Here is a 23,340-nt window from a genome sequence, read left to right as displayed (position 1 = left end):
GGTGACTCAAGCCTTCGGCGGATTGATCTTCTGCACCAGCGCGTAGGCCTTCACGGTCGCCGGGCGATCCTTGATGTGGTTGAACCAGCGCTGCACGTTCGGAAAGTCTTCGAGGTTCTGGCTCTGCCACTTGTGCGAGACGATCCACGGGTAGATCGCCATGTCGGCGATGCTGTATTCGCTGCCGGCCACGAACTCATTGTTGGCCAGTTGCTTGTCCAGCACCCCGTACAAACGGGCGGTTTCATCGACGTAGCGCTTGATCGCATAGGGGATTTTTTCCGGGGCGAACTGGCTGAAATGATGGTTCTGCCCGGCCATCGGCCCCAGCCCGCCCATTTGCCAGAACAGCCATTGCAGGGCCACCTGGCGGCCACGCAGGTCCTTGGGCAGGAACTTGCCGGTCTTTTCCGCGAGGTACAGCAGGATCGCCCCGGATTCGAACAGCGACAACGGCTCGCCACCGTCGGCCGGCTCATGATCGACGATCGCCGGGATGCGGTTGTTCGGGGCGATTTTCAGAAAGTGCGGCTGGAACTGCTCGCCCTGGCTGATGTTGATCGGGTGCACGTTGTAGCGCAGGCCCGCTTCTTCGAGGAACAGGGAAATCTTGTGGCCGTTGGGCGTGGTCCAGTAATACAGGTCGATCATGGAAAACTCCAAATCAGGAAAATGGCTTACGTGCGGACAGCAAACGCCGGCTTCAGGTTGTCCTGTGTGCGTTCGATAGCTTGCTTAATCCCAGGAGGTGATGCTCAAGTACGGGAAATTCAATGACCCCGCGTGAGAAAAATCGCCATGGCGCTCAAGGCCAACGCTGCACTGATCATCATCGACCAGCAAAAAGGCATTCTGCAGCCGCGTCTGGGGCGGCGGAATAATCCGTCGGCCGAGGAGCGGATTCTTGAGCTGCTGAGTTTTTGGCGGCGCAGTGGACGGCCGGTGATCCACGTGCAGCACCTGTCGCGCTCGCCGGATTCGGTGTTCTGGCCCGAGCAGGAAGGGGTGGATTTTCAGGAAAGGTTTCTGCCGCAGGACGGCGAATGGCTGATCCAGAAGCAGGTGCCGGATGCGTTTTGTGCGACGGGGCTTGAGGCGAAGTTGCGTGAGGCGGGGGTCGAGCAGTTGATCATTGTCGGCGTGGCGACGAACAACTCGGTGGAATCCACGGCGCGCACGGCGGGCAATCTGGGGTTTGACGCGTGGGTGGCGGAGGATGCGTGCTTTACCTTCGACAAGGCCGACTATTTCGGCACTTTGCGTTCGGCGCAAGAGGTGCATGCGATGTCGCTGGGGAATTTGCACGGGGAGTATGCGACGGTGGTCGGCACCGGGCACATTCTGGCGGCAGGCTGAAAAGCTTCCGGTGAATGGGCCGGCCCCTTCGCGAGCAAGCCCGCTCCCACATTCGACCGTATTCCTTCTGACGGAATGCAATCAAATGTGGGAGCGGGCTTGCTCGCGAAGTCGGTATCTCAGGCGAAGTAGGTCTTCGCCCGAAACATCAAGCGCCGTGGCACTTCTTGAATTTCTTGCCATTGCCGCAGGGGCAAGGGTCATTGCGGCCAACGTCTTTCAGGGCGTTGCGCACCGGTTCCTGGTGGGCGTGGCCGCAGTTCGGGCCGTGGACATGGCCATGGTCGTGATCATGGTGGTGATGGTCATGATCGTGGTTGCAGTCTGGGCCATGGACATGAGGTTGCTGGGTCATCGGGGTCACTCCGTAATCAAATCGGCGGGGATTATCACGCCATTGCGCGCCAGGTGCACGTAGTGAGCGATGAATAAACCGGTTTCCATCTCGCCCTCCAGGCGATAGGGAATCTGCTGGTTCGGGTTTTTCAGCATTTTCACCACCTCTTTCACCTTTGGCCACAGGTTGGTACGGATCGGCACCTTGTAAAACGCGCTGCTTTTGGGGTTCACCGTGATCCAGTGTTCGTGCTCGCCTTCGGCCAGCAGCATGTCGGCCAGGTGTATGCGGTATTCCAGGCCGCGCACGGTCAGGTCGCTGTCATTGGGGTTGTCGATGCGAAAGTGCAGGATGAATTTCTGTTCCAGCAACTTGGCGCGCACCACTTCGACTTTCACCAGGTGCACGGCGGGGTCGCGGGCGTCGTCGGTGAACCAGGACGCGCAGCCGCCGAGCCCCAGAAACAAGAGCAGTGAGAAAGCCTGGAATGTGCGCCAATGACCGAGCATGGTTTAACTCCCTTTGCTGCCCAGTCTAGCCTCAGCTGCCGAAATACCCCGCACAGCATTTCTTGAACTTCTGGCCGCTGGCGCACGGGCAGGCGTCGTTGCGGCCCAGCTTCAGTTGCACGGTCGGGTCGATGAAGTACCAGCGTCCGCTGTTCTGCACGAACGACGAGCGCTCGCGGTGGCTGTGCTCGCCCTGACCGTCATGCCAGCGCGCGGTGAAGGTGACGAACGCGTGTTCCGGCTGGCCACCGAGCACTTCCGAGCTTTCCACGTCCAGACCGAGCCAGGTGCTCTGGGCGCTCCAGTTGCTGATCGACTGGCGATCCAGCCCCGCTTGCTGGGCGGGCAGGGTGGTGGCCACCAGATAATCGATCAGGCCCAGCACGTAGGCGCTGTAGCGCGAGCGCATCAGGGCTTCGGCGCACGGGGCCGGGTGGCCGGCGTGATAGTGACCGCAGCAGGCATCCAGTAGATTGCCGCTGCCGCAAGGGCAAATGGCTGTACTCATTGCATTACCACCAGTATTTCCCGAAGTTTTCCGGATTGGCCCAGAACCGCGAGTTGAGCCAGTCGGGGACTTGTTTGTAGTCAAGCAGATCGTAGGTGAAGAGTGTCAGTACCTGCTCGTCGCGGGCGAAGCGTTCGCTGGCCTGCAGGGCCAGTGAGTAAAAATCGGTCTCCTGCCAGCCACTGGCCGGCAGATCCGCCAGCACGGCGATGCGGCTGGCGTTGAGGTTGCGGATCCCGCCCAACAGATTCAGGCCGTCGCGCTTGGGCAAATGTTCCAGGCAATCGACCACCAGCGCCAGGTCGAAACGGCGGGCCGCCAGTTCCGCAGGCAACGCACCGGGCGCGGCGTGCGCGACGCAGGTGTCCGGGTGTGCTTCCTTGAAGGCAGCCAGCGCCGGGAACTCGCTGGCGCCGATCAGCAGCAGACGTGCCGGGGCGTAGCGGTCGAGCAGGGCGGCCAATGCCTGCTGCGGCGTGCGGGAAGAAATGGCGACGTTCATCGAAGCTCCTCAATCAGAGCGCCAAGACTAGCCTGCCCGGACGCCGAGGCCTAGATCTCTGTCCCGCGGGTTTGCGGCAAATTCGTCGAAGTCCCGTGAACAGGCGCACAAACAGCAATGGCCTATTGCTGGCGGAGATTAAAACTCCGGTCTTTACTCCCTGAATCGGTTCTAAGCCGATCCCTCAGGAGAAAACTAGATGAGCATAGTTCGGACAGCATTACCCTTGGTTCTGCTAACCAGTGTGTTGACTGGTTGCGCAGGTTTGCAGAAAACCGACTGGCCGACCTGTGCGGCAGTCGGTGGTGTCGTCGGTGCGGGGCTCGGTGCGACCGAAAGCTCCGCATGGGCGGGGTATGGCGCGTTACTCGTCGGCGGTACGGCAGCGGCCTATTGCTGGGTTCACGGTGACGGCGATGAAGACGGCGATGGTGTGCCGGACAGTCGCGACAAGTGCCCGGGCACGCCTAAAGGCGTTCAGGTCGATGCCGACGGCTGCCCTCCACCAGCCCCTGCACCAGTGGTCGAAGAAGCTGTAGTGGTCAAGGAAGAAACCATTGTCATCCGCGATGTGCACTTCCAGTTCGACAAGGCCACGCTGACCCCGTCCGACAAACTGGTCCTGGATAAGGTCGCTTCGCGCCTGAAACAGGAATCCAGCACCGCGCAACTGACCGTGACCGGCCACACCGACAGCGTCGGCAGCGATGCCTACAACCAGAAACTGTCGGATCGCCGCGCGCACTCGGTGGTCAAGTACCTGGTTGAAAGCGGCGTACCGCAAAGCAGCTTCGTGTCGGTGACCGGTGCCGGTGAAAGCCAGCCGGTGGCAGACAACAAAACTGCGGACGGTCGCGCGCTGAACCGTCGTACCGAAATCAAAATCAACCGCTAGCCCCCTCGCATCCGCGGCTTGTGCAGTCGCGGATGCGGGTCTTTACTCCTGTGTAACCGGTATGGGCCGGTGACACAGGAGCTTTAACGATGAGTGTTCTTACAAGGTCCGTCTTGCCGGTTCTGCTGCTGGGCAGCCTGTTGACCGGTTGCGCCACCCACAGCGATGGCACCGCTCCCCTCAATCAACGTACCTGGCCGATCTGCAGCCTTATTGGCGGACTGGTCGGCGGCGGTCTCGGCGCGCTCGAAAGCAGCGGTTGGGCCGGCGGTGGCGCTGCGCTGGGGATCCTCACCGGCGGATTGATCTGCTATGCCCAGGATGGCGATGAAGACGACGACGGCGTGTTTGATCGCCGCGACCGTTGCCCCGATACCCCGGCCAACACACCGGTTGACCACCGTGGCTGTCCGCTGCCGCAATATCCGGTCACCGAGAAACCGGCCGAACCTGCCCCGCAAACCGAAGTCATCACCCTCAACGATGCCGGCAACGTGCTGTTCGACTTCGACAAGTCGGATTTGAAACCGGCCGCAAAAAGCCAGCTCGACACGTTGATGGACAAACTGCGCAATGCCGACGTGGTGAGCATCAAGGTCATCGGCCACACCGACAGCAAGGGTTCGGATGCCTACAACCAGGCGCTTTCGGAACGTCGCGCCAGCAGCGTGGCGGAGTATTTGCTGAGTGAGGGCCTGGCGCCGAACAAACTCACCAGTGAAGGGCGCGGCGAGAGTGAACCGGTCGCCGATAACAACACGGACGAGGGGCGTGCGCAGAACCGTCGGGTGGAACTGCACATCAATCGTTAGGATGAGTCTGTAGTCCGCGGGCTAGAGCTGTCGGTCGATGATCATCGTCGAACCGGCAGCCATCCGGCGGTGGATCGGTTTTTTTCATTTTTCCCTCTGGCTTATCCCCTGCAGAAGCCGTTACTGTGCGCCCAAAGAATAATTCGCAACACGGGGGAGCGTATGAAGGTGTTCTGTGGGCTGGGGCGATTGTTGACCCTGCTGTTCTGCTGCGTGGTGCTGGCCAATCAGCTGGTGCCGTTTGTTCATCCGCTGCACCTGCTGGTCAATCTGGCCGGCGCTCTGCTGCTGGCGATCCACGTGCTCGAAGTGCTGCTGTGCAATCGCAGCCTGAAGGGTCGTCCGCACCCCTGGCGTGATCGTGGCCGCATCCTGCTGTTCGGCGTATTCCACCTGCAAACCATCCCGGCCCCGGCCGCTCCGGAGGCTTCCCATGCGTAAACTCTGCCTGCTCGCTGCATTCATCAGTCCATTGGCCTGCGCCCAGGTGGTCAGCGTCGAAACCAACTCGCTGATGCGTCTGCCGAACACCGCCAGCACTTTGCAGCTGGAAAAACTGGTGGTCGCCGATTACGGCACTTTGCTGATCCCCTCGAACGTGACCGAGCTGAGTGTCGGTGAACTGCAACTGGGCCACGAAGCGCGTATCGCCATCGTGCCGAGCGAACAGGCGCTGGAGATGAAAGTCAGCCGCGCCGAACTCGCCGAAGGCAGCCAGATCACCGCCCGTGGCGCACCGGGCACCTACGAAAAAGCTGCCCGCGCCGGGCGCAACCTGAATCTGCAGTTCAAGGCGTTGAACGCGCCGAAACTGGTGGTCGATGCCCGTGGCGGCACCGGTGCGCCGGGATTTGTCGGGCTTGATGGCGCCAACGGTCAGGAGCCGGGTTGCACCTGGGGTCAGGCGGGACACGGTTTTGATGGCAGCAACGGCAGCGATGGTCAGCCGGGTGCACCGGGCGCGCTGGTGCGACTTGAAGTACCGCGCGAGTTTCCGGCCGAGCTGATCAAGGTCGAAGTCGCCGGCGGTGCCGGTGGCCCGGCCGGTCCTGGCGGTAAACCGGGGGCGGGTGGCAAATCCAAGGGCTGCCTGGTGTATCGCGCCGACGGCGGCAAGAGCGGCAAGCCGGGGGCTGACGGGCAGCCGGGGCCTGCGGGTGCGGCGGGGTCAGTCACTGTACAGCGCTTGTAACCTGTCACCTGTTCGCTCCCGCGCCGTGCGCGGGAGCGAACACGCTTAAATCATCGGCCGCGCAGCAGCCACGGCCACCAGCACCACCCCGACCAGCAGATTGAACCCCACCACCTTGCGAATCCGCCCCAGCACCGCCGCGCCCGCCGGCCAGTCCTTCGCCTGCACCGCCGTGCGCAGTTCGGGCAGCATCAAGGCCTGAATCCGGATGAACAGCGCGGTCATCACCACGTACAACCCCATCATCACCTGCACATAACGCGGCGCGTTATCGAAGGCGATGTGTTGCAGATGCAACATGCCCACCCCGGTAACCGGCAGCAGAATCACCGCGCCCCACACCCAGCGAAAAAAACCTTGAAACACTTCCACCCAGAGCGTCAGGCGCCCGGGACCGTCCAGGGCCTTCATCGCCGCAGGGCGCAGCACCATCCAGGCGAAAAACATGCCGCCGACCCACACCAGCGCGGCCAGTACATGGATGGGGTAAACGAGGCTAAAAGGTGTCATTGGGGTACTCCGATCTGCGCAGGATTGATTCGCGGGGTATGATAGCCCCCCATCCGAACCACTGAAAATTTATCCAGCGTTTTTTGCGCCCGACACTCAATGATCAGCACTGAACTCAAAACCACGATCCAGGGCGCCTACTCGCGTTTTCTAGAGGCCAAGAGCCTCAAGCCGCGTTACGGCCAGCGCCTGATGATCGCTGAAGTCGCCAAGGTCCTCGGGGATATCGACACCGACGACGAAGGCCGGCGCAGTGGCGACCCCGCGATTGTCGCGGTGGAAGCCGGCACCGGTACCGGCAAGACCGTGGCCTACAGCCTGGCCGCGATCCCGACGGCGAAACTGGCCGGCAAACGCCTGGTGATCGCCACCGCGACCGTCGCCCTGCAAGAGCAGATCGTCTACAAGGATTTGCCCGACCTGATGCGCAACAGCGGGCTGAACTTCAGCTTCGCCCTGGCCAAGGGCCGTGGCCGCTACATGTGCCTGTCCAAGCTCGACATGCTGTTGCAGGAAGGCCACGCACAGACCGCCACTGCCCAGCTGTTCGAGGAAGAAGGCTTCAAGATCGAGGTCGATGAGGCCAGCCAGAAGCTGTTCACCAGCATGATCGAGAAGCTCGCCGGCAATAAATGGGACGGCGACCGCGACAGCTGGCCCAACGCGCTGGAAGACGCCGACTGGGCGCGCCTGACCACCGATCACAGCCAGTGCACCAACCGCCATTGCCCGAACTTCGGCCAGTGCGCCTTTTACAAGGCGCGCGAGGGCATGGGCAAGGTCGACGTGATCGTCACCAACCACGATATGGTGCTGGCTGACCTCGCACTGGGTGGCGGGGCCGTGTTGCCCGATCCGCGCGACACCATTTATGTATTCGACGAAGGCCACCACCTGCCGGACAAGGCCATCGGCCACTTCGCTCACTACACGCGCCTGCGTTCCACCGCTGACTGGCTGGAAACCACCGCCAAGAACCTCACCAAGCTGCTGGCCCAGCACCCGTTGCCGGGCGATCTCGGCAAGCTGATCGAGCAGGTGCCGGAGCTGGCGCGGGAGATCAAGACCCAGCAGCAGTTCATGTTCACCGCCTGCGAACAGATCGCCGACTTCAAGCCCGGTGAAGATGTCGAAGGCCGCGAACGTCCGCGTCACCGCTTCATCGGCGGGGTGATTCCCGAGCACATGCGCGAGATGGGCATCGAGCTGAAAAAAGGCTTCGCCCGCCTCAACGACCTGTTCACCCGCCTGACAGATCTGCTCAAGGAAGGCATGGACGGCGAAGTCAACATCGGCATCGCCAGCAATCAGGCTGAAGAGTGGTATCCGCTGTTCGGTAGCCTGTTGTCCCGTGCTTCCGGCAACTGGGAGCTGTGGACCGCGTTCACCGCCGAAGACCCGGAAGACAACCCGCCGATGGCCCGCTGGCTGACCCTGGCCGAAAGCGGTTCGCTATTCGACATCGAGGTCAACGCCAGCCCGATCCTTGCCGCCGAAACCCTGCGCCGCAGCCTGTGGAACGTGGCCTACGGCTGTCTGGTGACCTCGGCGACCTTGACCGCCCTCGGCACCTTCGACCGCTTCCGCATGCGTGCCGGCCTGCCGAAAAAAGCCGTCACCGCCGTGGTGCCGAGCCCGTTCCATCACGCCGATGCCGGTGTGTTGCGGGTGCCGGACCTGAAGGCCGACCCGCGGGATGCCGCTGCCCACACCGCCGCGATCATCCGTGATCTGCCGGAACTGGTCGAAGGCTCGCGCGGCAGTCTGGTGCTGTTCTCGTCGCGCAAACAGATGCAGGACGTGTTCGACGGCCTCGACCGTGACTGGCGCAAGCAAGTATTCATTCAAGGCAACCTGTCGAAACAGGAAACCCTGAACAAGCACAAGGCGCGGGTCGATGGCGGCGATTCCAGCGTGCTGTTCGGCCTCGCCAGTTTTGCCGAAGGCGTGGACTTGCCGGGGGCCTACTGCGAACACGTGGTGATCGCCAAGATCCCGTTCTCGGTGCCGGACGATCCGGTCGAAGCCGCACTGTCGGAATGGATCGAAGCCCGGGGCGGCAATCCGTTCATGGAGATCTCGGTGCCTGACGCCTCGCTGAAGCTGGTCCAGGCCTGCGGCCGTCTGCTGCGTACCGAAGAAGACCGCGGCACCATCACCTTGCTGGATCGGCGGCTGGTCACCCAGCGCTACGGCAAGGCGATCCTCAATGCGTTGCCTCCTTTCCGTCGTGAAATATCCTGAGACATCGGTGGGCAGTTTTGCCCGCCGCGCTGTCTATCTCTCTGTCACTGCTTTTCCATTGGCCCTTGCGGGTCGTTAGGGAGAATTCCGTTCTCATGATTCGTCGTTCGTTGCCTGCCGTTTTTGCCCTGGTTTTCGCTGCGCCTTTATTCGCGGCACCTGCCGGCCAGCAGACCCTGTTCAACTTTGTTCGCCCCGCCGATGTGGTGAAAGTGGCGACCGAAAACGCCGACCTGCCGCAAGCCAACGCCGAGCAGACTCCCGAGGGTGAAGTGCTGCGCCGGGTGACGTTCAACCCGACGGCTCGCCCGACCTTGCGTCTGTCCCCGCAGACCGGTGCCTGGGACTGGTCGCAGTCCGGCATGATGAGCCTGCGCATCCAGAGCGCGATGAACTGGGCGGTGACCGTCTACGTGCAAATCCAGAGCAACGACGGCAAGACCCTGGTCAGCCGCGTGGACCTGCCGGCCGGTCCAGCGCAGACCTTGCTCGTGCCGTTGACCGCGACCTCGCCACTGAGCCAGGGCATGAAGGCCGGGCCGGTGATGCCGATGACGATCGACGGGCAGCGCATCCTGCTGGCGAGCAGCAGCGGTGAGCTGGATCGCAGCCAGGTGGTATCGGTCAGCCTGTCGATGGACCAGCCGAAAGCCGCGCAAAGTCTGTTGCTCGAGCGCTTTGGCGTGCAGGACGAAGGCGAGGTGATCAAATCCGCCTACGGCAATCTGGTGGATGCCTATGGCCAATCCACTCGCGGCAAGTGGCCGGAGAAAGTCGCCAATGACGAACAACTGAAATCCGCCGCCGCCAAAGAACAGCAACAACTGAACACCTGGCTGGCCGAGCGCGAAAAGTCGTCGCTGGACAAGTTCGGCGGCTGGAGCAAAGGCCCGGCGTTCAAGGCCAGCGGTTTCTTCCGCACCGAAAAGCGTGACGGCCGCTGGTATCTGGTGACACCAGAAGGCCATCCGTTCTATTCCCTGGGCGTGAACACCGTCAGCCCGGAGGTCAACCAGACCTACGTGGCCGGCCGCGAGTACATGTTCGAATCCCTGCCAAAACCGGGAGAGCCGCTGGCCAGCCACTTCGGCGAAGGTGATAACCGTGGCGGCAACGGCGCTGATCAGGGCCGTGGCTACAACTTCGGGCGTTGGTACGACTTCTACGGTGCCAACCTTCAGCGCCTGTATGGCGAGCCGTGCACTTCGGACAGCGGCAACAAGGCCGGAGTGGCCGAAGCCGCCAAGGCCGGGGCCGCTGAAGAAGCGGCGACCAACGCCAGTGCGCCGGTAGCCGCCTCCGAACAGCCGAAATCCGGGGTTGCCGAGTCGGCCGCGACAACCGGGCAAAGTGTCGCGACACCGTGCAAAAACACGGTCGACGAACAAAAGTGGGCCAGCCACACGCTTGATCGTCTGCAAGCCTGGGGCTTCAACACCGTCGGTAACTGGAGCGCCCCTGTCCTTGGCGACGCCGAGCGCATGCCGTACACCTTGCCGCTGTCGATCGTCGGCGATTACACCAGCATCAGCACCGGCACCGACTGGTGGGGCGGCATGCCAGACCCGTTCGATCCACGTTTCGCCATGGCCACCGAACGCGCCGTGGCGATTGCCGCGCGTGATCATCGCGATGATCCGTGGCTGATCGGCTACTTCGCCGACAACGAACTGGCCTGGGCCGGCCCCGGCGATGACCCGAAATCCCGTTACGCGCTGGCCTACGGCACCTTGAAAATGACCACCGACGTTCCGGCCAAACGCGCGTTCCTCAAGCAGTTGCGCGACAAGTACCGCAATCAGGCGGGGCTGTCGAAGGCCTGGGGCATTGATCTGCCGGCATGGGAATTGATGGAAGACCCGGGTTTCGAAGCGCCGCTGCCGAACCCGGAGCATCCGGAAATCGAGGCCGACTTCAAATACTTCCAGAAGGTCTTTGCCGACACTTACTTCAAGACCATTTCCGACTCTCTGAAATGGCACGCGCCGAACCAGTTGCTGCTCGGCGGCCGTTTTGCCACCAGCACCCCGGAAGCCGTGGCGTCCTGTGCCCAGTACTGCGACGTGCTGAGCTTCAACATGTACACCCTGCAACCTCAGGACGGCTATGACTTCGCCGCATTGCGCAACCTCGACAAACCGGTGCTGATCACCGAATTCAACTTCGGCTCCACCGACCGTGGCCCGTTCTGGGGTGGGGTGACCCCGTTGAGCAAGGAAGAAGACCGCGGCCCGGCCTACGCCAACTTCCTCAAGCAGGCGCTGAGCGAACCGTCGATTGTCGGTGTGCACTGGTTCCAGTATCTGGACCAACCGGTGACCGGGCGCCTGCTCGATGGCGAGAACGGTCACTTTGGTCTGGTCGGGGTCACTGATCTGCCGTTTCAGGGCTTTGTCGAAACGGTGCGCAAAAGCAACCTGGCGACCGTCGATCAGTTGAGCAAAGAGGCGCAGAAAGCGGCTGCCGCAGCGGACAAGGCCGGCCACGAAACCGAAGGCGGCCGCAAGGCTGACGCCGGCAAAGGCCCGGGGCAGGGCGCAGGCCATACAGGCGGGCATTCCGGCAACGGTCACTGATCGTTACGAAACCTGAAGACCGCCCGGCCCGCAGCGGTTCCCAAAAGCCTCACGGGCTGGAACAATGCGGGCCACTTTGTAGAGCGTTTTCGCGGGGGAGTTGCGGGTGCAGATTCAGGGCCATTACGAGCTTCAATTCGAAGCGGTGCGCGAAGCCTTCGCCGCACTGTTCGACGATCCCCAGGAACGCGGCGCCGCGTTGTGCATCCGGGTCGGCGGGGAAACCGTCCTCGACCTCTGGTCCGGTACCGCCGACAAGGACGGCGCCGAGGCCTGGCACAGCGACACCATCGCCAACCTGTTCTCCTGCACCAAGACCTTCACCGCCGTCACCGCGCTGCAACTGGTCGCCGAAGGCAAGTTGCAGCTCGATGCGCCGGTCGCCCGTTACTGGCCGGAATTCGCCGCTGCCGGCAAGGAGTCCGTCACCCTGCGCCAACTGCTTTGCCATCAGGCCGGTCTGCCGGCCCTGCGCGAATTGCTGGCGCCGGAAGCGCTGTACGACTGGCAAACCATGGTCGACGCCCTCGCCGCCGAAGCACCGTGGTGGACGCCGGGCACCGGTCACGGTTATGCCGCGATCACTTACGGCTGGTTGATCGGCGAATTGCTGCGGCGCGCCGACGGTCGCGGGCCGGGGGAATCGATCGTGGCGCGGGTCGCGAAACCGCTGGGGCTGGATTTTCATGTCGGTCTGGCCGACGCAGAATTCCATCGCGTGGCGCACATTGCCCGTGGCAAGGGCAACACCGGCGACGCCGCCGCCCAGCGCCTGCTGCAAGTGACCATGCGCGAGCCGACGGCGATGACCACCCGGGCCTTCACCAATCCGCCGTCGGTGCTCACCAGCACCAATAAACCGGAATGGCGGCGCATGCAGCAACCGGCGGCCAACGGCCACGGCAATGCCCGCAGTCTGGCCGGGTTCTACGCCGGTCTGCTCGACGGCAGCCTGCTGGAAAGCGAAATGCTCGACGAACTGACCCGCGAACACAGCCTCGGCGAGGACAAGACCTTGCTGACCCGCACCCGTTTCGGTCTCGGTTGCATGCTCGATCAACCCGACGTGCCGAACGCCACCTACGGCCTCGGCCCGCGTGCATTCGGCCATCCGGGTGCTGGCGGTTCCATCGGTTTTGCTGATCCGGAGCACGATGTTGCCTTCGGATTTGTGACAAATACACTGGGGCCGTACGTCTTGATGGATCCGCGCGCGCAGAAGCTGGCGCGGGTACTTGCCACTTGTCTGTAAAGCGTCGTCCGAGGTTCCAGGGCCGGAACCTCATGGCGAATTTCGTTTCAAAGCGTCTGTTTATCCGGGCGAAAGTCCTCTGATTGTTCACTAATTATTTTTGTGGGTTTCCAATGTCGTCCAAACAAACTCTCGCCCTGGCCCTGTGTTTCGCAATCACCGGTTGTGCACAGACTCCAAAGAACGACGCCGATGGCGGCAGCTGGTGGCCGTTCGGTTCTTCCGACAAAGTCGCAGCCAAGGAACCCGCTCCGGCACCTGCCCCGTTGAAACCGGCCGCCACCGCGCCTGTGGCCAAGGCCGAGAGCAGCAGTCCGTGGTACTGGCCGTTTGGCTCGGACGACTCGGTGGCCAAACCAGAAGTGAAAGCTGAAGCCAAACCCGAGGCAAAACCGGTTGAAGTCGCCAAGGCCGAGGCCGACAAGGGTGGCAAATGGTGGTGGCCGTTTGGTGGCAAGGAGCAGGACACGGCCAAAGTCGTGCCGATGCCCGATCCGAAAGTGACCCAAGCGTGGCTGGATGACTACGAACCGCGCCTGCGCACCGCAATCAAGGACAGCAACCTGCAACTCGAACGCCGTGAAAACGTGCTGGTCGTGACCGCGCCGGTGGAAGGCTCGTTCAACCCGGATCGTCCGGCGATGCTGCTGCCAGTGACCCTCGGCCCGTTCACCCGCGTGGCGAAAATCCTCGAAGCCGACCCGAAAACCGCCGTACTGGTGCTCGGTCACAGTGACACCACCGGTGCCGCTCCGGCCAACATCAAGCTGAGTCAGGAACGCGCCCAGGCCGTGGCGGCCATCTTCCGCCTCAGCGGTCTGCAGCGTGACCGCCTGATGCTGCGCGGCATGGGCTCCGAAGCACCGCGTGCTGCCAACGACAGCGTTGAAGGCCGTGCCCTGAACCGCCGTGTCGAACTGCTGGTGACCCCTCAGAACACCATGGTCGCGCTGCTGAGCAAGTACAACATGCCGGCACCTAAGCCAGTGACCATGGTCGCTGCCCAGGACGTCAAGCCTGTCGCCAAACCGGTGACCCCGGCGCCAACTGCGAAGAAAGCGGCTGTACCGGCCACCAAAAAGGCTCCGGCCAAGAAGGCTGCTGCCAAGGCTCCAGCGAAGAAGGCCCCGGCCAAGGCTCCGGCGAAAAAGACCGCGCCCGCCAAAGCCGCCGCAACCGACAAGAACGTCGCTGCGACCGATACCACTAAAAAGTGATCCGCTAACGAAAAGGAATGCGCCGTGACCCAGTCTCTGGCAGATATGCGTCGTGATTACACTCGGGATGGCCTGACCGAGGCGCAAGCCCCGGCGGAGCCCTTTGCGTTGTTTCACCAGTGGTTTGCCGAAGCGGTGAAAACCGAACAGGCGCCAGTGGAAGCCAACGCCATGACCCTGGCCACGGTGGATGCGGATGGCCGTCCGCATTGCCGCATTCTGCTGCTCAAGGGGCTGGACGAGCAGGGCTTCACCTTCTTCACCAACTACGAAAGCGCCAAGGGCCAGCATCTGGCGGCGAACCCGTTTGCTGCCATGACATTCTTCTGGCCGACTTTGGAGCGCCAGGTGCGGATCGAAGGGCGGGTGGTGAAGGTCACGCCTGAAGAGTCGGATGCGTACTATCAGGTGCGACCGCTGGGGAGCCGACTCGGCGCCTGGGCTTCACCGCAGAGCCGGGTGATCAACGGCCGGGGTGAGCTGGAAGATTTGCTCAAGGCGACTGAGCAACGCTTCACCGACACTCAGCCTCACTGCCCGGAACACTGGGGTGGCTACCGCCTGCTCCCCGAACGCGTGGAATTCTGGCAGGGCCGCGCGAGCCGCCTGCACGATCGCCTCAACTACCGTGTGCAGGGCGCCGACTGGATTCTTGAACGTCTGGCACCCTGAGCAGTCTACCGAGCGGGATAGTCTGCCGCAGCGGCTTGGAGCCACTTCGGCAGGTCCCGGCGCTTGATCTTCTGCGCCTGAGCCTGCTCCAGCCGTTCGAGCATGAACGCGCGTTTGCCTTCATCCTTGCCGGCCAGTGACAATGCCAGATCGCGATCCATCCAGCGTTTGATCCGTACATACAGCCACCAATGGAAGTACAGACCGGCGGCGGTGGTGACGACAATGATGAAGTAATCCATGGAAATCCTTGGGTCGGCGGCGCAGGAAATGGAATTTGGCGCTACTGTTGGGTGAGTTCGCGGGTGCCTGTACCGGGCCTGAATGAAAGCAACTTTATCCGGGCGACGCCGTGACAGGCGTCAAGCTGCGGAGTTTAATGAATACCTGTCCTTTGGAGTTGATGCTATGCGTAAGTCTGTTCTGCTGGTTGCTTCCTTTTCCACGATGGCGATGTTGCTGACCGGCTGCCAGTCGAGCCTGACCGGTGACTCCTACTCCCGTGACGAAGCGCGTCGCGTGCAGACGATTCGCATGGGCACCATCGAATCCCTGCGTCCGGTGAAAATCGAAGGCACCAAGACCCCGATCGGCGGCGCTGCCGGTGCAGTGGTTGGCGGTGTTGGCGGCAGTGCCATCGGCGGCGGCAAAGGCAGCATCGTTGCAGCCGTTATCGGTGCCGTGGCCGGCGGCCTGATAGGTTCGGCCACCGAAGAAGGCCTGACCCGCACCCAAGGTGTTGAAATCACCGTACGTGAAGACGACGGCAGCATGCGCGCCTATGTGCAGCAAGTGCAGGAGAATGAAGTGTTCCGCGTGGGTGAGCGGGTACGGATTTCGACCGTTGGCGGGACCAGCCGCGTTTCGCACTAAGCGCAAACGAGCGGTAAAAGAAAACCCCGATCAGGTGGAAGGAATCGGCGATGTTATGATCGCTGCTTTCGTCCAACTGGTCGGGGTTTTTCATGCCCGTTGCATTCTCATATATCCGTTTCAGCAGTGCAGAACAGGCTCATGGCGACAGCCTTACGCGCCAGCAAGAGTACGTCGCCAAATGGTTGTTGGCTCACCCCGAATACAGTTTGAGTAGCGCGAGCTTCCAAGACCTTGGCATCAGTGGTTACTCCGGTAAGCATCTTGAAAACGGTTTCGGCAAGTTGCTCGCCGCTGTTGAGAGCGGCGTTATCAAGCCCACTGATGTTGTGCTCATCGAAGCTATCGACAGGGCAGGGAGGCTTGAGCCATCCGTGATGCTCCACCTGCTCACTGGCATTGTGAATGCGGGTGTAAAGCTGATAACGCTGGACGATGGAATCACCTACAGCAATGATCCCAACAATTCGAACAATCTCTTTCTTTTGGTTGCCAAGGTACAACAGGCGCATCAGTACAGTGACGCGTTGAGTCGCCGAGTCAAGGACGCCTACACACGGAAAAGAGAGAAGGCCGCTGCCGGTGATGGCGTCAAACGTCACACGCCAGTCTGGCTCACCTCCGAAGGCGAGCTTATTGAAGGTCTCGCACCGATCATTGTTCAAGTGTTCGAGGACTACGCTGACGGACTTGGCGAGCGTCGAATCCTCTCCCGAATTCGTGGTAAGCACCCATCTGTTGAGAAAACAAATCCGACAACGTTGAAACGTTGGTTACGGAATCCCACTGCGATTGGCCGTTGGAATGACATCGAGGACGTTTACCCTCCTGTCGTCAGTAAAGAGCTCTGGTACAGGGTGCAGAAGCGTTTGGAAGAGGGCTATGTACCACGATCCGCGCCTTCCAAATATCTGTTGTCTGGTTTAGTTCGTTGCGGGCGGTGTGGCACAAATCACTGTGTCGTGGACACGAAGCGCTCTCCTGCGGTCATGCGTTGCTATCGGCGCCATCGTCAGGGTGCTGAGGGGTGTTCGAACGGAAGTTCGATACCTATGCACGTACTGGATTTTGTCCGCAGTCAGACTATGTATGCCGCTATGCAACGTGCTGCTCAAAGCAGGAACCTCACATCAGGCGAGAAAAGATTGCTTGAAATCGAGGGCGAATTAAGCGAGCTACGTCGACAGTCGGATAACGCGGCGGAAGGGTTGGCAAAGTATGGGATGGTTCCTGCAATCACAACAGTCCTCGACAGGCTGACGGAACAAGTCCAACAGCTTGAGCAGGAGAGGGCGTTACTCAAGGTTGCACCGGCTCCCGTGTCTATGGACGACATGATTGATTTACAACATATACTGCTTGATGACGATCAAATGAGGTTGAATGCTTTGTTGCAAGGAACGGGTTACATCATCGTATGTAATGGCACCACAATTACTGTAGACGAGCCGCACATTGATATCGGAGGTGATCATCAGATATACGAATACATGGGCTCAGATCGTGCTACCGAGACGTATAGGGTGATCGCGAATAATCACACTGAGTATCACCTCGATATGCCAAACTCGAAGCGTGTCGCTGCGGCTATAGTTGAGTTTGAAAATACTCCGACCCGTCAGGTACTACAATGGAATGGTGCAGAGTTTATCGATACTGCCACTGGTGCTACGGTGGAGGTTTTTGAAGGCTCTTGATGGATCGTCAGGGTAAACATAAAAGTCTGGAAGATATGATGGCTGGATAAAGGGGTGGGTATATTAATCAAACTAGACTTGCAGCTAATATCTTGACAAAACAGCACTTCCATGCGAGAATTACACAAAGGTAGAGAAGAAATTTTTCTCCTTTCGCACCAACAGTTTTTTAATCAACCATGTCTGAATGGGTTTGCTGTTGTTGTCTGGTGGTAGCGTCCGTTGCCACCTCTATTTCCTGTCTCATCGCCATTGTCTATTCCTTCCAATGACGAAGAGCGAACCGCGTTCAACGTGGTTCTTTTATCTTCCTCAAAATCCCTTTTGTGACCTTGAGAGTGCCAATGGCGGACTGTTTCCTCCGCTACCTCGTGTCCTATCCAGTGACATTTGGCAAACTGGTACATCAGGGCAGACGGGTTCGTCTCCGTTTGTTCAAAGAGCCTTTCGCTGTAAGGTGATGGAAAACAGCAACTAATTCAATCGGTGTTAAAATCGGAATGGCCTCAGTGGCCATTCTCTTTGTCTCTCTCTCGTTATTCTCACAAAACCACAAAATAAGGAGGCCATATGGCTTTGATCCTAGTACGTCCCTGCGTGATCTGTGGAAATCCCATGAAAACGCAACGCTCTTCAAAAAAAACATGCTCGCATCGCTGTTACATGCAGCTATACCGAGAAAAACAACACGAACAACCACCGACTCAGGAATCAAATGAAACAAAATGAAGCAACACGCCAATTCGAACGGCCAACCCACATTACCCACTACAAGGAAAACCACTAATGTCGATTCTACGAAAAGAAACAAAGCAAGAACTGCAAGCTCTGAAGGATGCAGCCACAGCCTCCTATAAAGGCCGTCAGCATGGCTATGATGCCTACGCCGACACTGACCCGAAAACAGGGCGCCCTATTGCCAAGATGGTGACTGGTGCATACACCCCTGAATTGGTTCTGACTCCCGATCAAATCATTCCAACATATCTGGCGAAGATCGCAGAAGGCTACACGCTGCATGAATTCGGGACAATGCAACATGTTGGAACTTCGCACTACATCTATTTCTACAAACCGGAAGCACAGCAGCGAGTTGACATCAAAGCTCTGCTCCTGGAAGTGGAGGCGAAGTACAAGCGAGACATCGAAGAGCACAATAGCGCTATTGTGCTGCGTCAAGTAGAACTAGAGCAGGCGAGCATAGATCGCCAAGTTGAAAAAGAGTTGGCAACGGAGCGTCAGGCTCAACGTGATGCCATCGAAACTCGCATTCGTGCAGAACTTACGAAGTGATAGGTCTTAGAGGCTAAACCCCGGATGGCCTTCGGGCCATTCCCCATATTCCCACATAAGGATAGTGCCAATGTACATCGGCAAGATACCGCTCGCCTTCTGTATGACGTGGGCACTGATTGTGATACTGCACTTTAGCCAAGGGGCAGAAATTGAATCCGTCAACCAGCACGCAAATGACCTGAGTCGGCAAACATACAATCGGCTCCAGTTAGAGCGCTCGCAAGACAGAACCATATACGAAGAGCAGATACGGAAAATCGTTTCCGTTGAGGTTATGCGTGCAACATCCAATAACCCAGCAATTCCCCGATTAGGAGAGCCTGAATGAATCAGCCTGCATTACTGCAAGGAGTTTTGAGCGTGCTGCAAGAATATGCCGCTGAATATCCTATCGCCCTACGAATTCAATTGGTCGAAGAGCTAATCGAAGCGATAGGAACACGCCAATCTCCACAACCTGTACCAACTGGACGAAAGGCATGGCAAAAACAAGAAGTGAAGGAAGAGCGCCCCGCTTGGGCACTTCCACATTACGCCTACTAATTAACCTGCCATCGAGTGGTAACCGACATTTTCTAAGAGAGCTGCCAATGAACAAGACTCGTGCCTACAACTATTTCGGTCGCATGTTCTTGATTTATAAGTTGCACCGTTATTGCGATGCCGTACCATCTTCAATGTAAAAGTACGCTGGTGCCGCTCCGGGTAGAGAGGTTTTTTTGCACGCCGCGAGTGAATCCGAAGATCGAAATCTTCGGATTTTAAGTTTCCTACTTTTCGTAAAGGTCTCGCTTGAAAGCTTTGTATTCCCCATCCACCTTCTTGATTACACGGGCAATTACTTCGTTATTGCCCAATTGGGCTACGTAGTAAATTTTCTTGAGTTTTAGATTTTTGGATGCTGTTATAAGAGTTGAGGTAATATTGTTTTTTATCTTTACGAAGTCACTTTCTTTGCTGGGGTCTAGCTTGGTGTATCCAAGAGTCCAAACGGTATCGACATCTTTGGTTTTTTGCCAATTCTTTTTCTTCAGAATCTCATACAGTTCGTCACGCTGGTCTTCAGAGTCAATCAAGTCGAGAGACAGTAACACCCTAATCATTAATCGCGTCCTTTCTTTGTATTATTCAACTAGCCGCGAGAGTGCGGTGTGAACCATATCTGGGGGCTTCCTGATGGCGTTTCAACACCGCTCACCTAATGAAATCGATTGGGCTGCTCTAAGCAGCTCGGCACACCCATCAGCCTAGGAGGAAGATAGTCGCAACCATATAACTACTTGTATGTCAATGATTATATTGACTTTTTTCCGATGAAGCTGTAATGTGCCCGTCATCCAACCACATCCCCAAGGGGGGGAACGCCTATAGACCACCACGCAAGGAGAAGCGAAATGTCCACCGTCCTACTATCGCCCGTCGAACTTGAAGCCATGAGCGCCCGTATAGGTGCCAACGCAGATCGTTGGTTAGCTGGGAAGCTCAAGACCAAGCGTCCAGAGCTTCTAAAACTGATCCGTCGCAAACCTCGAGTTATCGTGAATCCGTTTGCTGGCTATCTGATGAAGCCCGACGACTACAAGCGTCCATACCCTTTGTTCGCAATGGATATCATCGAAGGTATTGCTCGACTTGATTGGCATGGCCGGGGCATCAGTCAAGGTGGTGTTTCGAAGCCCCTGAGCGTGCGCAAGATTCTCTCTATTCTCGAATGGCTACCCGAAGTCACCACGGAGGCTGTAGAGCGCTTCCTCGACCTTGGAGAGCGTCACGCAAGCCGTTACGTGAAGGCTGTAAAGCTGGCGATACCCCGCATGATGGATAGTCGTCCTAACGCGCTACGTTGGGAAATGGAAGGTGTACTACCGCCTCCTGGCGGCGCGTTGATGTGGGAAGACTTGGATGAATTGCGTAAGCCAAGTGACGCAGAGCTTGCACAGTTGCATCATGACATGCGCACCCTCACCGAGTTTAAAACCGAAGCAGAGTATGGAGTCGCTGTGGAAGGAGTGTTCATTCCCACCGTGTTGACGTTCCCAGCCCGAAAGCAACACGCCAAGAAAGCCGAAGTGATGGATATGCTGTCGCAGGGCGAGAGTCTGAAAAGCATTGGTCGGTGTACAGGTGTGTCCTTGTCGACTATCCGCAAATGGCGGGATGAAGGCCAGTTGCAAGCGGCATAAACCTCCATCGAGGGGGTACACAATTCCAGACGCATGTATAAAGAAGCTCAAAAGCTTTGGGCTCTCTGAGCTGGATACCTCTGGAATTGTAATCCTTTAACCGAAGGTGAAGCTGTTATCCCATGACACGCTTGGCGTGTGGTCTGATCACATTAAAGTGGTTTGCACATTGATTGTATTTATTGAGTAAGTTCGCAAGTGGAATGCTATCCCATCTCCGATGGTTGTCTGGCATCCGTAATTAGGCAATAAAATAAATGAAATTTATTGCCCATTGAAAGAGTGTTCTGTTGCAGCAACGCTGCTGTGTAATTCCTCTTTACCTTCGGTTAACGGGTATTCCTCTATAACTTCGTTGTGTCATCGCCCTCTGTCTTGCTGGCTTCATCGGTGCGGATGGTTCTAAGTGCAGATGTTTCCTCCATGCGAATCAGGTGTATTGACCAACTGGATGTGCGATGGATATTGCAAAGTGTTGTGGCGCTGCCTGTGAAACCGTCAGTGTCAGCTTGGGCGGCCTAGAAGACTAATCCTGTTGATCGGGTATTCTGCGTGTATGCGTACCCCGCACACTAATTTCACCGGATTTATATAAAAAGAAGTATGGAAAAACCCTCGATAAACCCTGTTTTAACGGACGGAATTGGGCCATCGAGTGTGGTTATTCGAGGGCGTTGGTATGGTGCGATGCCCGGAAACATTGATTCTAGAGCCACCTGCCTTCCCTAACACCAAGCAAAAGCCGTTTTTCCCCGCCTGCACGCAAAATCTGGAGAGTTTCGACGTGCTAAGGTCGCTCCGCTTCGTATAGCAGCGCATCACCCGCGTTTCCATCACACACTCGACCTGGGCCATGCGGATTCTGCATCCAACTCGTTCATCAAGTTGCTGAGCTACGATAGTAGCCACCCCCATCAAGGACGACTGGCATGCCAAACAACACAGATGCAAACGTTGCCACCGCTGACGTGCTAACCCTCTTGCTGCATAACCAGCACGCGCTTGCAGCAGCAATTGAGGAGGTAGCCCTGTGGGTCAGGGCCAATGGATCAAGTGAAATACATGAGAACGCTGTCACCGCATTGCAGACTCTCGATGCGAACGCATCCGCCATAACCGCTGGGATTTTCAAAATCAGGTAATAAAGGTTTAGTAGGATATTTGCCATAACAATTCTAGAACGACCATTCGAGAAATGTTATAGTTGCTCTCAGACGAAATTCAGAGGGCGGGGACATGACCACCGACACCAACATCATCACCAACACAATTGACGTAGTGAGCTACTGCCGTGTGTCTAGTCAGGGACAAGGTGAAAGTGGCTTGGGTTTGGAAGCTCAACGCGAGTACATCGCTCGTGCAGCCCAACAGAATGGTTGGAACATCGTTGGTGAGTTCGTGGATGTTGTGTCGGGTAAGCTGGCTATCGAGGATCGTCCCGAAGGCAAGAAGGCACTGACAGCGTGTAAAGAGCTGGGTGCACAACTCGTTGTAGCCAAGCTGGATCGTCTATCCCGTTCGGTTCACCACATCGCCCGTCTGATGGAGGAAACAGAGTTCAAAGTTGCAACCATGCCCACCGCCAACTCTTTCCAGCTCCATCTGTTTGCAGCCCTTGCCCAACAGGAGCGAGAGTTCATCGCCAACCGTACCAAAGAAGCTCTGGCAGCCCTCAAGAAGCGTGCTGACGCTGGTGACGTGCAGTCTGTTCAAAAGATTTCTCGTCGCTCCGAAGCACTGGATAAAGGCCGTACAGAGGCCAACCGTGCTAAGGCCAGTGAGGCAGTTCAACAGCGCGTGAATACATGGCAAGAGTCGGTACGTGATCCCATAGACCTGTGCATCCACAAAGGTGGTCGTACACTCCAACAGGTTGCTGATTGCCTGAACGGCAAGGGCATCACCACAAGTCGGGGAGGCCAATGGTCGTCTATTCAAGTGAGTCGAGTGATGAAGAACCTGGCCCTTCACTTTCCTTCGAGTGAAGCGGCTCTGTGAGCCCCTGTACGATCTTCCACGCCTCCCCAGAAGGGTTTACACGACGCCCCAGAGCCTCGCCAACGCAGGGCTTCGTCACATCTATGACCTGGAGATGGGCACTTCAACTTATTTTGAGAAATGGACAGCTTTCAAATGGGCCACCCGTGTCAGGCTAAGTGGGTGGGATAGAACCCCAGATTATTTTTCCCTGAACCGAGACGTAGAACACCCTCAAGTGTATGACTCTCGCTGCGCGGGATTCGCGTTTTCGTTAGGAGAATGCCATGTCACTTGCAGGCGTAAGCTTCTTGAATAGCAAACATCGCTAATGTAGCGTCATCAGTGTCCCGGAGTTCGGTAGTCCGCAAGTAATCGACTACTGCCTGTACTGCCTCGCCTATTTTTACAGACCTTTCAGGGAAGCATGTTTTAAACTCGCTCGGAAGGTGACTATTCAAGCTCTGCATTGTTCTCAGAACCCCCTCAACAAGTCCTACGCACATCCCTTCAGCGACAGTTGGCCCGCCCTTGATTTCGTCGCCAGTCACATAAGGAATCACACCCTGGCACTGAGCAAGTAGGGCATTCCCGCCGGTGAAGTCAGCGATGACCGACCCGCTACACAACATCCCAATCAATGCCACCGCTATTAATAGTGCTCTCATACCGCGCATCCTTGAGGTGTTGTTCAGACCGACCACCGCCCGGTCATTATTTTTCCCAATCTGA

At 58.2% G+C, this 23,340-nt stretch carries 26 protein-coding genes; 17 read left to right on the top strand and 9 right to left on the bottom strand.

Going from position 1 to position 23,340, the window contains the following annotated elements; all coding sequences use genetic code 11:
• Nucleotides 1-6: 6 nt before the first annotated feature.
• Nucleotides 7-651, bottom strand: a complete 645-nt coding sequence (locus tag L6D74_RS20705) for a glutathione binding-like protein (RefSeq protein WP_236190215.1) — start codon at nt 649-651, stop codon at nt 7-9.
• 147 nt (nt 652-798) lie between these two features.
• Here L6D74_RS20705 and L6D74_RS20700 point away from each other — a divergent pair, with 147 nt between their 5' ends.
• A complete protein-coding gene (locus tag L6D74_RS20700; RefSeq protein ID WP_236190214.1) occupies nt 799-1,356 on the top strand; it encodes a cysteine hydrolase family protein in 558 nt (185 codons plus the stop codon).
• Between the two features lie 148 nt (nt 1,357-1,504).
• Here the strand turns inward: L6D74_RS20700 and L6D74_RS20695 are convergent, their stop codons facing one another.
• The 4 genes from L6D74_RS20695 to L6D74_RS20680 are packed head-to-tail and all read right to left on the bottom strand — an operon-like array spanning nt 1,505 to nt 3,212.
• Nucleotides 1,505-1,711 carry an SEC-C metal-binding domain-containing protein gene (locus tag L6D74_RS20695; RefSeq protein WP_007955014.1) on the bottom strand — a complete coding sequence of 69 codons (207 nt, stop codon included), beginning with the start codon at nt 1,709-1,711 and terminating at the stop codon, nt 1,505-1,507.
• Nucleotides 1,712-1,716: 5 nt separating this feature from the next.
• Nucleotides 1,717-2,202, bottom strand: coding sequence for an LEA/WHy family protein (locus L6D74_RS20690; protein WP_236190213.1), 486 nt, complete (start codon nt 2,200-2,202; stop codon nt 1,717-1,719).
• A gap of 31 nt (nt 2,203-2,233) precedes the next feature.
• Complete coding sequence (locus L6D74_RS20685) at nt 2,234-2,710, bottom strand: YchJ family protein (protein WP_011332777.1); 477 nt, start codon at nt 2,708-2,710, stop codon at nt 2,234-2,236.
• A gap of 4 nt (nt 2,711-2,714) precedes the next feature.
• Nucleotides 2,715-3,212, bottom strand: coding sequence for a DUF6231 family protein (locus tag L6D74_RS20680; RefSeq protein WP_011332778.1), 498 nt, complete (start codon nt 3,210-3,212; stop codon nt 2,715-2,717).
• Between the two features lie 199 nt (nt 3,213-3,411).
• Here L6D74_RS20680 and L6D74_RS20675 point away from each other — a divergent pair, with 199 nt between their 5' ends.
• The 4 genes from L6D74_RS20675 to L6D74_RS20660 all read left to right on the top strand — a co-directional run bounded on the left by L6D74_RS20675 (nt 3,412) and on the right by L6D74_RS20660 (nt 6,111).
• Nucleotides 3,412-4,107, top strand: coding sequence for a PA1041 family peptidoglycan-binding anchor lipoprotein (locus L6D74_RS20675; RefSeq protein ID WP_064593923.1), 696 nt, complete (start codon nt 3,412-3,414; stop codon nt 4,105-4,107).
• A gap of 89 nt (nt 4,108-4,196) precedes the next feature.
• Nucleotides 4,197-4,919 (top strand): PA1041 family peptidoglycan-binding anchor lipoprotein, encoded by a 723-nt coding sequence (locus L6D74_RS20670; RefSeq protein ID WP_236190211.1) that lies wholly within the window; start codon nt 4,197-4,199, stop codon nt 4,917-4,919.
• Nucleotides 4,920-5,081: 162 nt separating this feature from the next.
• Nucleotides 5,082-5,360, top strand: a complete 279-nt coding sequence (locus tag L6D74_RS20665) for a DUF1145 domain-containing protein (RefSeq protein WP_085612355.1) — start codon at nt 5,082-5,084, stop codon at nt 5,358-5,360.
• Complete coding sequence (locus tag L6D74_RS20660; protein ID WP_039771355.1) at nt 5,353-6,111, top strand: collagen-like triple helix repeat-containing protein; 759 nt, start codon at nt 5,353-5,355, stop codon at nt 6,109-6,111. Before L6D74_RS20665 ends, L6D74_RS20660 begins: the two co-directional genes overlap by 8 nt.
• Nucleotides 6,112-6,156: 45 nt before the next feature.
• Here L6D74_RS20660 and L6D74_RS20655 read toward each other — a convergent pair whose 3' ends face one another.
• Nucleotides 6,157-6,621, bottom strand: a complete 465-nt coding sequence (locus L6D74_RS20655) for a CopD family protein (RefSeq protein WP_007952006.1) — start codon at nt 6,619-6,621, stop codon at nt 6,157-6,159.
• 99 nt (nt 6,622-6,720) lie between these two features.
• Here L6D74_RS20655 and dinG point away from each other — a divergent pair, with 99 nt between their 5' ends.
• The 5 genes from dinG (at nt 6,721) to pdxH (ending at nt 14,582) form a co-directional block, all read left to right on the top strand.
• Entirely contained in the window at nt 6,721-8,865 is a 2,145-nt protein-coding gene (gene dinG, locus L6D74_RS20650; protein WP_007952008.1) for an ATP-dependent DNA helicase DinG, read from the top strand.
• Between the two features lie 95 nt (nt 8,866-8,960).
• Nucleotides 8,961-11,441, top strand: coding sequence for a beta-galactosidase (locus L6D74_RS20645; protein WP_236190210.1), 2,481 nt, complete (start codon nt 8,961-8,963; stop codon nt 11,439-11,441).
• A 106-nt stretch (nt 11,442-11,547) separates the two neighbouring features.
• The gene (locus L6D74_RS20640) at nt 11,548-12,693 is read left to right on the top strand and encodes a serine hydrolase domain-containing protein (protein ID WP_236190208.1); all 1,146 of its coding nucleotides are present in this window, start codon (nt 11,548-11,550) and stop codon (nt 12,691-12,693) included.
• A 113-nt stretch (nt 12,694-12,806) separates the two neighbouring features.
• On the top strand, nt 12,807-13,910 hold the full coding sequence (locus tag L6D74_RS20635) for an OmpA family protein (protein WP_197868673.1): 1,104 nt from the start codon (nt 12,807-12,809) through the stop codon (nt 13,908-13,910).
• A 24-nt stretch (nt 13,911-13,934) separates the two neighbouring features.
• A complete protein-coding gene (gene pdxH, locus L6D74_RS20630) occupies nt 13,935-14,582 on the top strand; it encodes a pyridoxamine 5'-phosphate oxidase (RefSeq protein WP_011332787.1) in 648 nt (215 codons plus the stop codon).
• Between the two features lie 5 nt (nt 14,583-14,587).
• Here the strand turns inward: pdxH and L6D74_RS20625 are convergent, their stop codons facing one another.
• Nucleotides 14,588-14,824 (bottom strand): hypothetical protein, encoded by a 237-nt coding sequence (locus L6D74_RS20625; protein ID WP_064382934.1) that lies wholly within the window; start codon nt 14,822-14,824, stop codon nt 14,588-14,590.
• Between the two features lie 166 nt (nt 14,825-14,990).
• On the opposite strand from L6D74_RS20625, the gene L6D74_RS20620 reads away from it, so the two are divergent.
• The 4 genes from L6D74_RS20620 (at nt 14,991) to L6D74_RS20605 (ending at nt 18,991) form a co-directional block, all read left to right on the top strand.
• Nucleotides 14,991-15,455 carry an outer membrane lipoprotein gene (locus L6D74_RS20620; protein WP_007969461.1) on the top strand — a complete coding sequence of 155 codons (465 nt, stop codon included), beginning with the start codon at nt 14,991-14,993 and terminating at the stop codon, nt 15,453-15,455.
• A 92-nt stretch (nt 15,456-15,547) separates the two neighbouring features.
• The gene (locus L6D74_RS20615) at nt 15,548-17,152 is read left to right on the top strand and encodes a recombinase family protein (RefSeq protein WP_236190206.1); all 1,605 of its coding nucleotides are present in this window, start codon (nt 15,548-15,550) and stop codon (nt 17,150-17,152) included.
• A 786-nt stretch (nt 17,153-17,938) separates the two neighbouring features.
• Nucleotides 17,939-18,445, top strand: a complete 507-nt coding sequence (locus L6D74_RS20610; protein ID WP_236190204.1) for a hypothetical protein — start codon at nt 17,939-17,941, stop codon at nt 18,443-18,445.
• Between the two features lie 327 nt (nt 18,446-18,772).
• On the top strand, nt 18,773-18,991 hold the full coding sequence (locus L6D74_RS20605; protein WP_236190202.1) for a hypothetical protein: 219 nt from the start codon (nt 18,773-18,775) through the stop codon (nt 18,989-18,991).
• A gap of 227 nt (nt 18,992-19,218) precedes the next feature.
• On the opposite strand, the gene L6D74_RS20600 is transcribed toward L6D74_RS20605, so the two are convergent.
• The gene (locus L6D74_RS20600) at nt 19,219-19,551 is read right to left on the bottom strand and encodes a hypothetical protein (protein WP_236190200.1); all 333 of its coding nucleotides are present in this window, start codon (nt 19,549-19,551) and stop codon (nt 19,219-19,221) included.
• A gap of 291 nt (nt 19,552-19,842) precedes the next feature.
• Here L6D74_RS20600 and L6D74_RS20595 point away from each other — a divergent pair, with 291 nt between their 5' ends.
• The 3 genes from L6D74_RS20595 (at nt 19,843) to L6D74_RS20585 (ending at nt 22,629) form a co-directional block, all read left to right on the top strand.
• The gene (locus L6D74_RS20595; RefSeq protein WP_236190198.1) at nt 19,843-20,631 is read left to right on the top strand and encodes a helix-turn-helix domain-containing protein; all 789 of its coding nucleotides are present in this window, start codon (nt 19,843-19,845) and stop codon (nt 20,629-20,631) included.
• Nucleotides 20,632-21,560: 929 nt separating this feature from the next.
• Nucleotides 21,561-21,773 carry a hypothetical protein gene (locus tag L6D74_RS20590; RefSeq protein WP_236190197.1) on the top strand — a complete coding sequence of 71 codons (213 nt, stop codon included), beginning with the start codon at nt 21,561-21,563 and terminating at the stop codon, nt 21,771-21,773.
• A gap of 94 nt (nt 21,774-21,867) precedes the next feature.
• The gene (locus L6D74_RS20585; protein WP_236190195.1) at nt 21,868-22,629 is read left to right on the top strand and encodes a recombinase family protein; all 762 of its coding nucleotides are present in this window, start codon (nt 21,868-21,870) and stop codon (nt 22,627-22,629) included.
• A 269-nt stretch (nt 22,630-22,898) separates the two neighbouring features.
• Here the strand turns inward: L6D74_RS20585 and L6D74_RS20580 are convergent, their stop codons facing one another.
• Nucleotides 22,899-23,276, bottom strand: coding sequence for a Rap1a/Tai family immunity protein (locus L6D74_RS20580; protein WP_236190193.1), 378 nt, complete (start codon nt 23,274-23,276; stop codon nt 22,899-22,901).
• Nucleotides 23,277-23,340 lie beyond the last annotated feature (64 nt).

The sequence above is a fragment of the Pseudomonas pharyngis genome, assembly GCF_021602345.1.
Taxonomy (GTDB): Bacteria; Pseudomonadota; Gammaproteobacteria; order Pseudomonadales; family Pseudomonadaceae; genus Aquipseudomonas; species Aquipseudomonas pharyngis.
The sequence above is the reverse complement of the archived record's forward strand: the minus strand, read 5'-3'. Positions and strand labels throughout refer to the sequence as shown.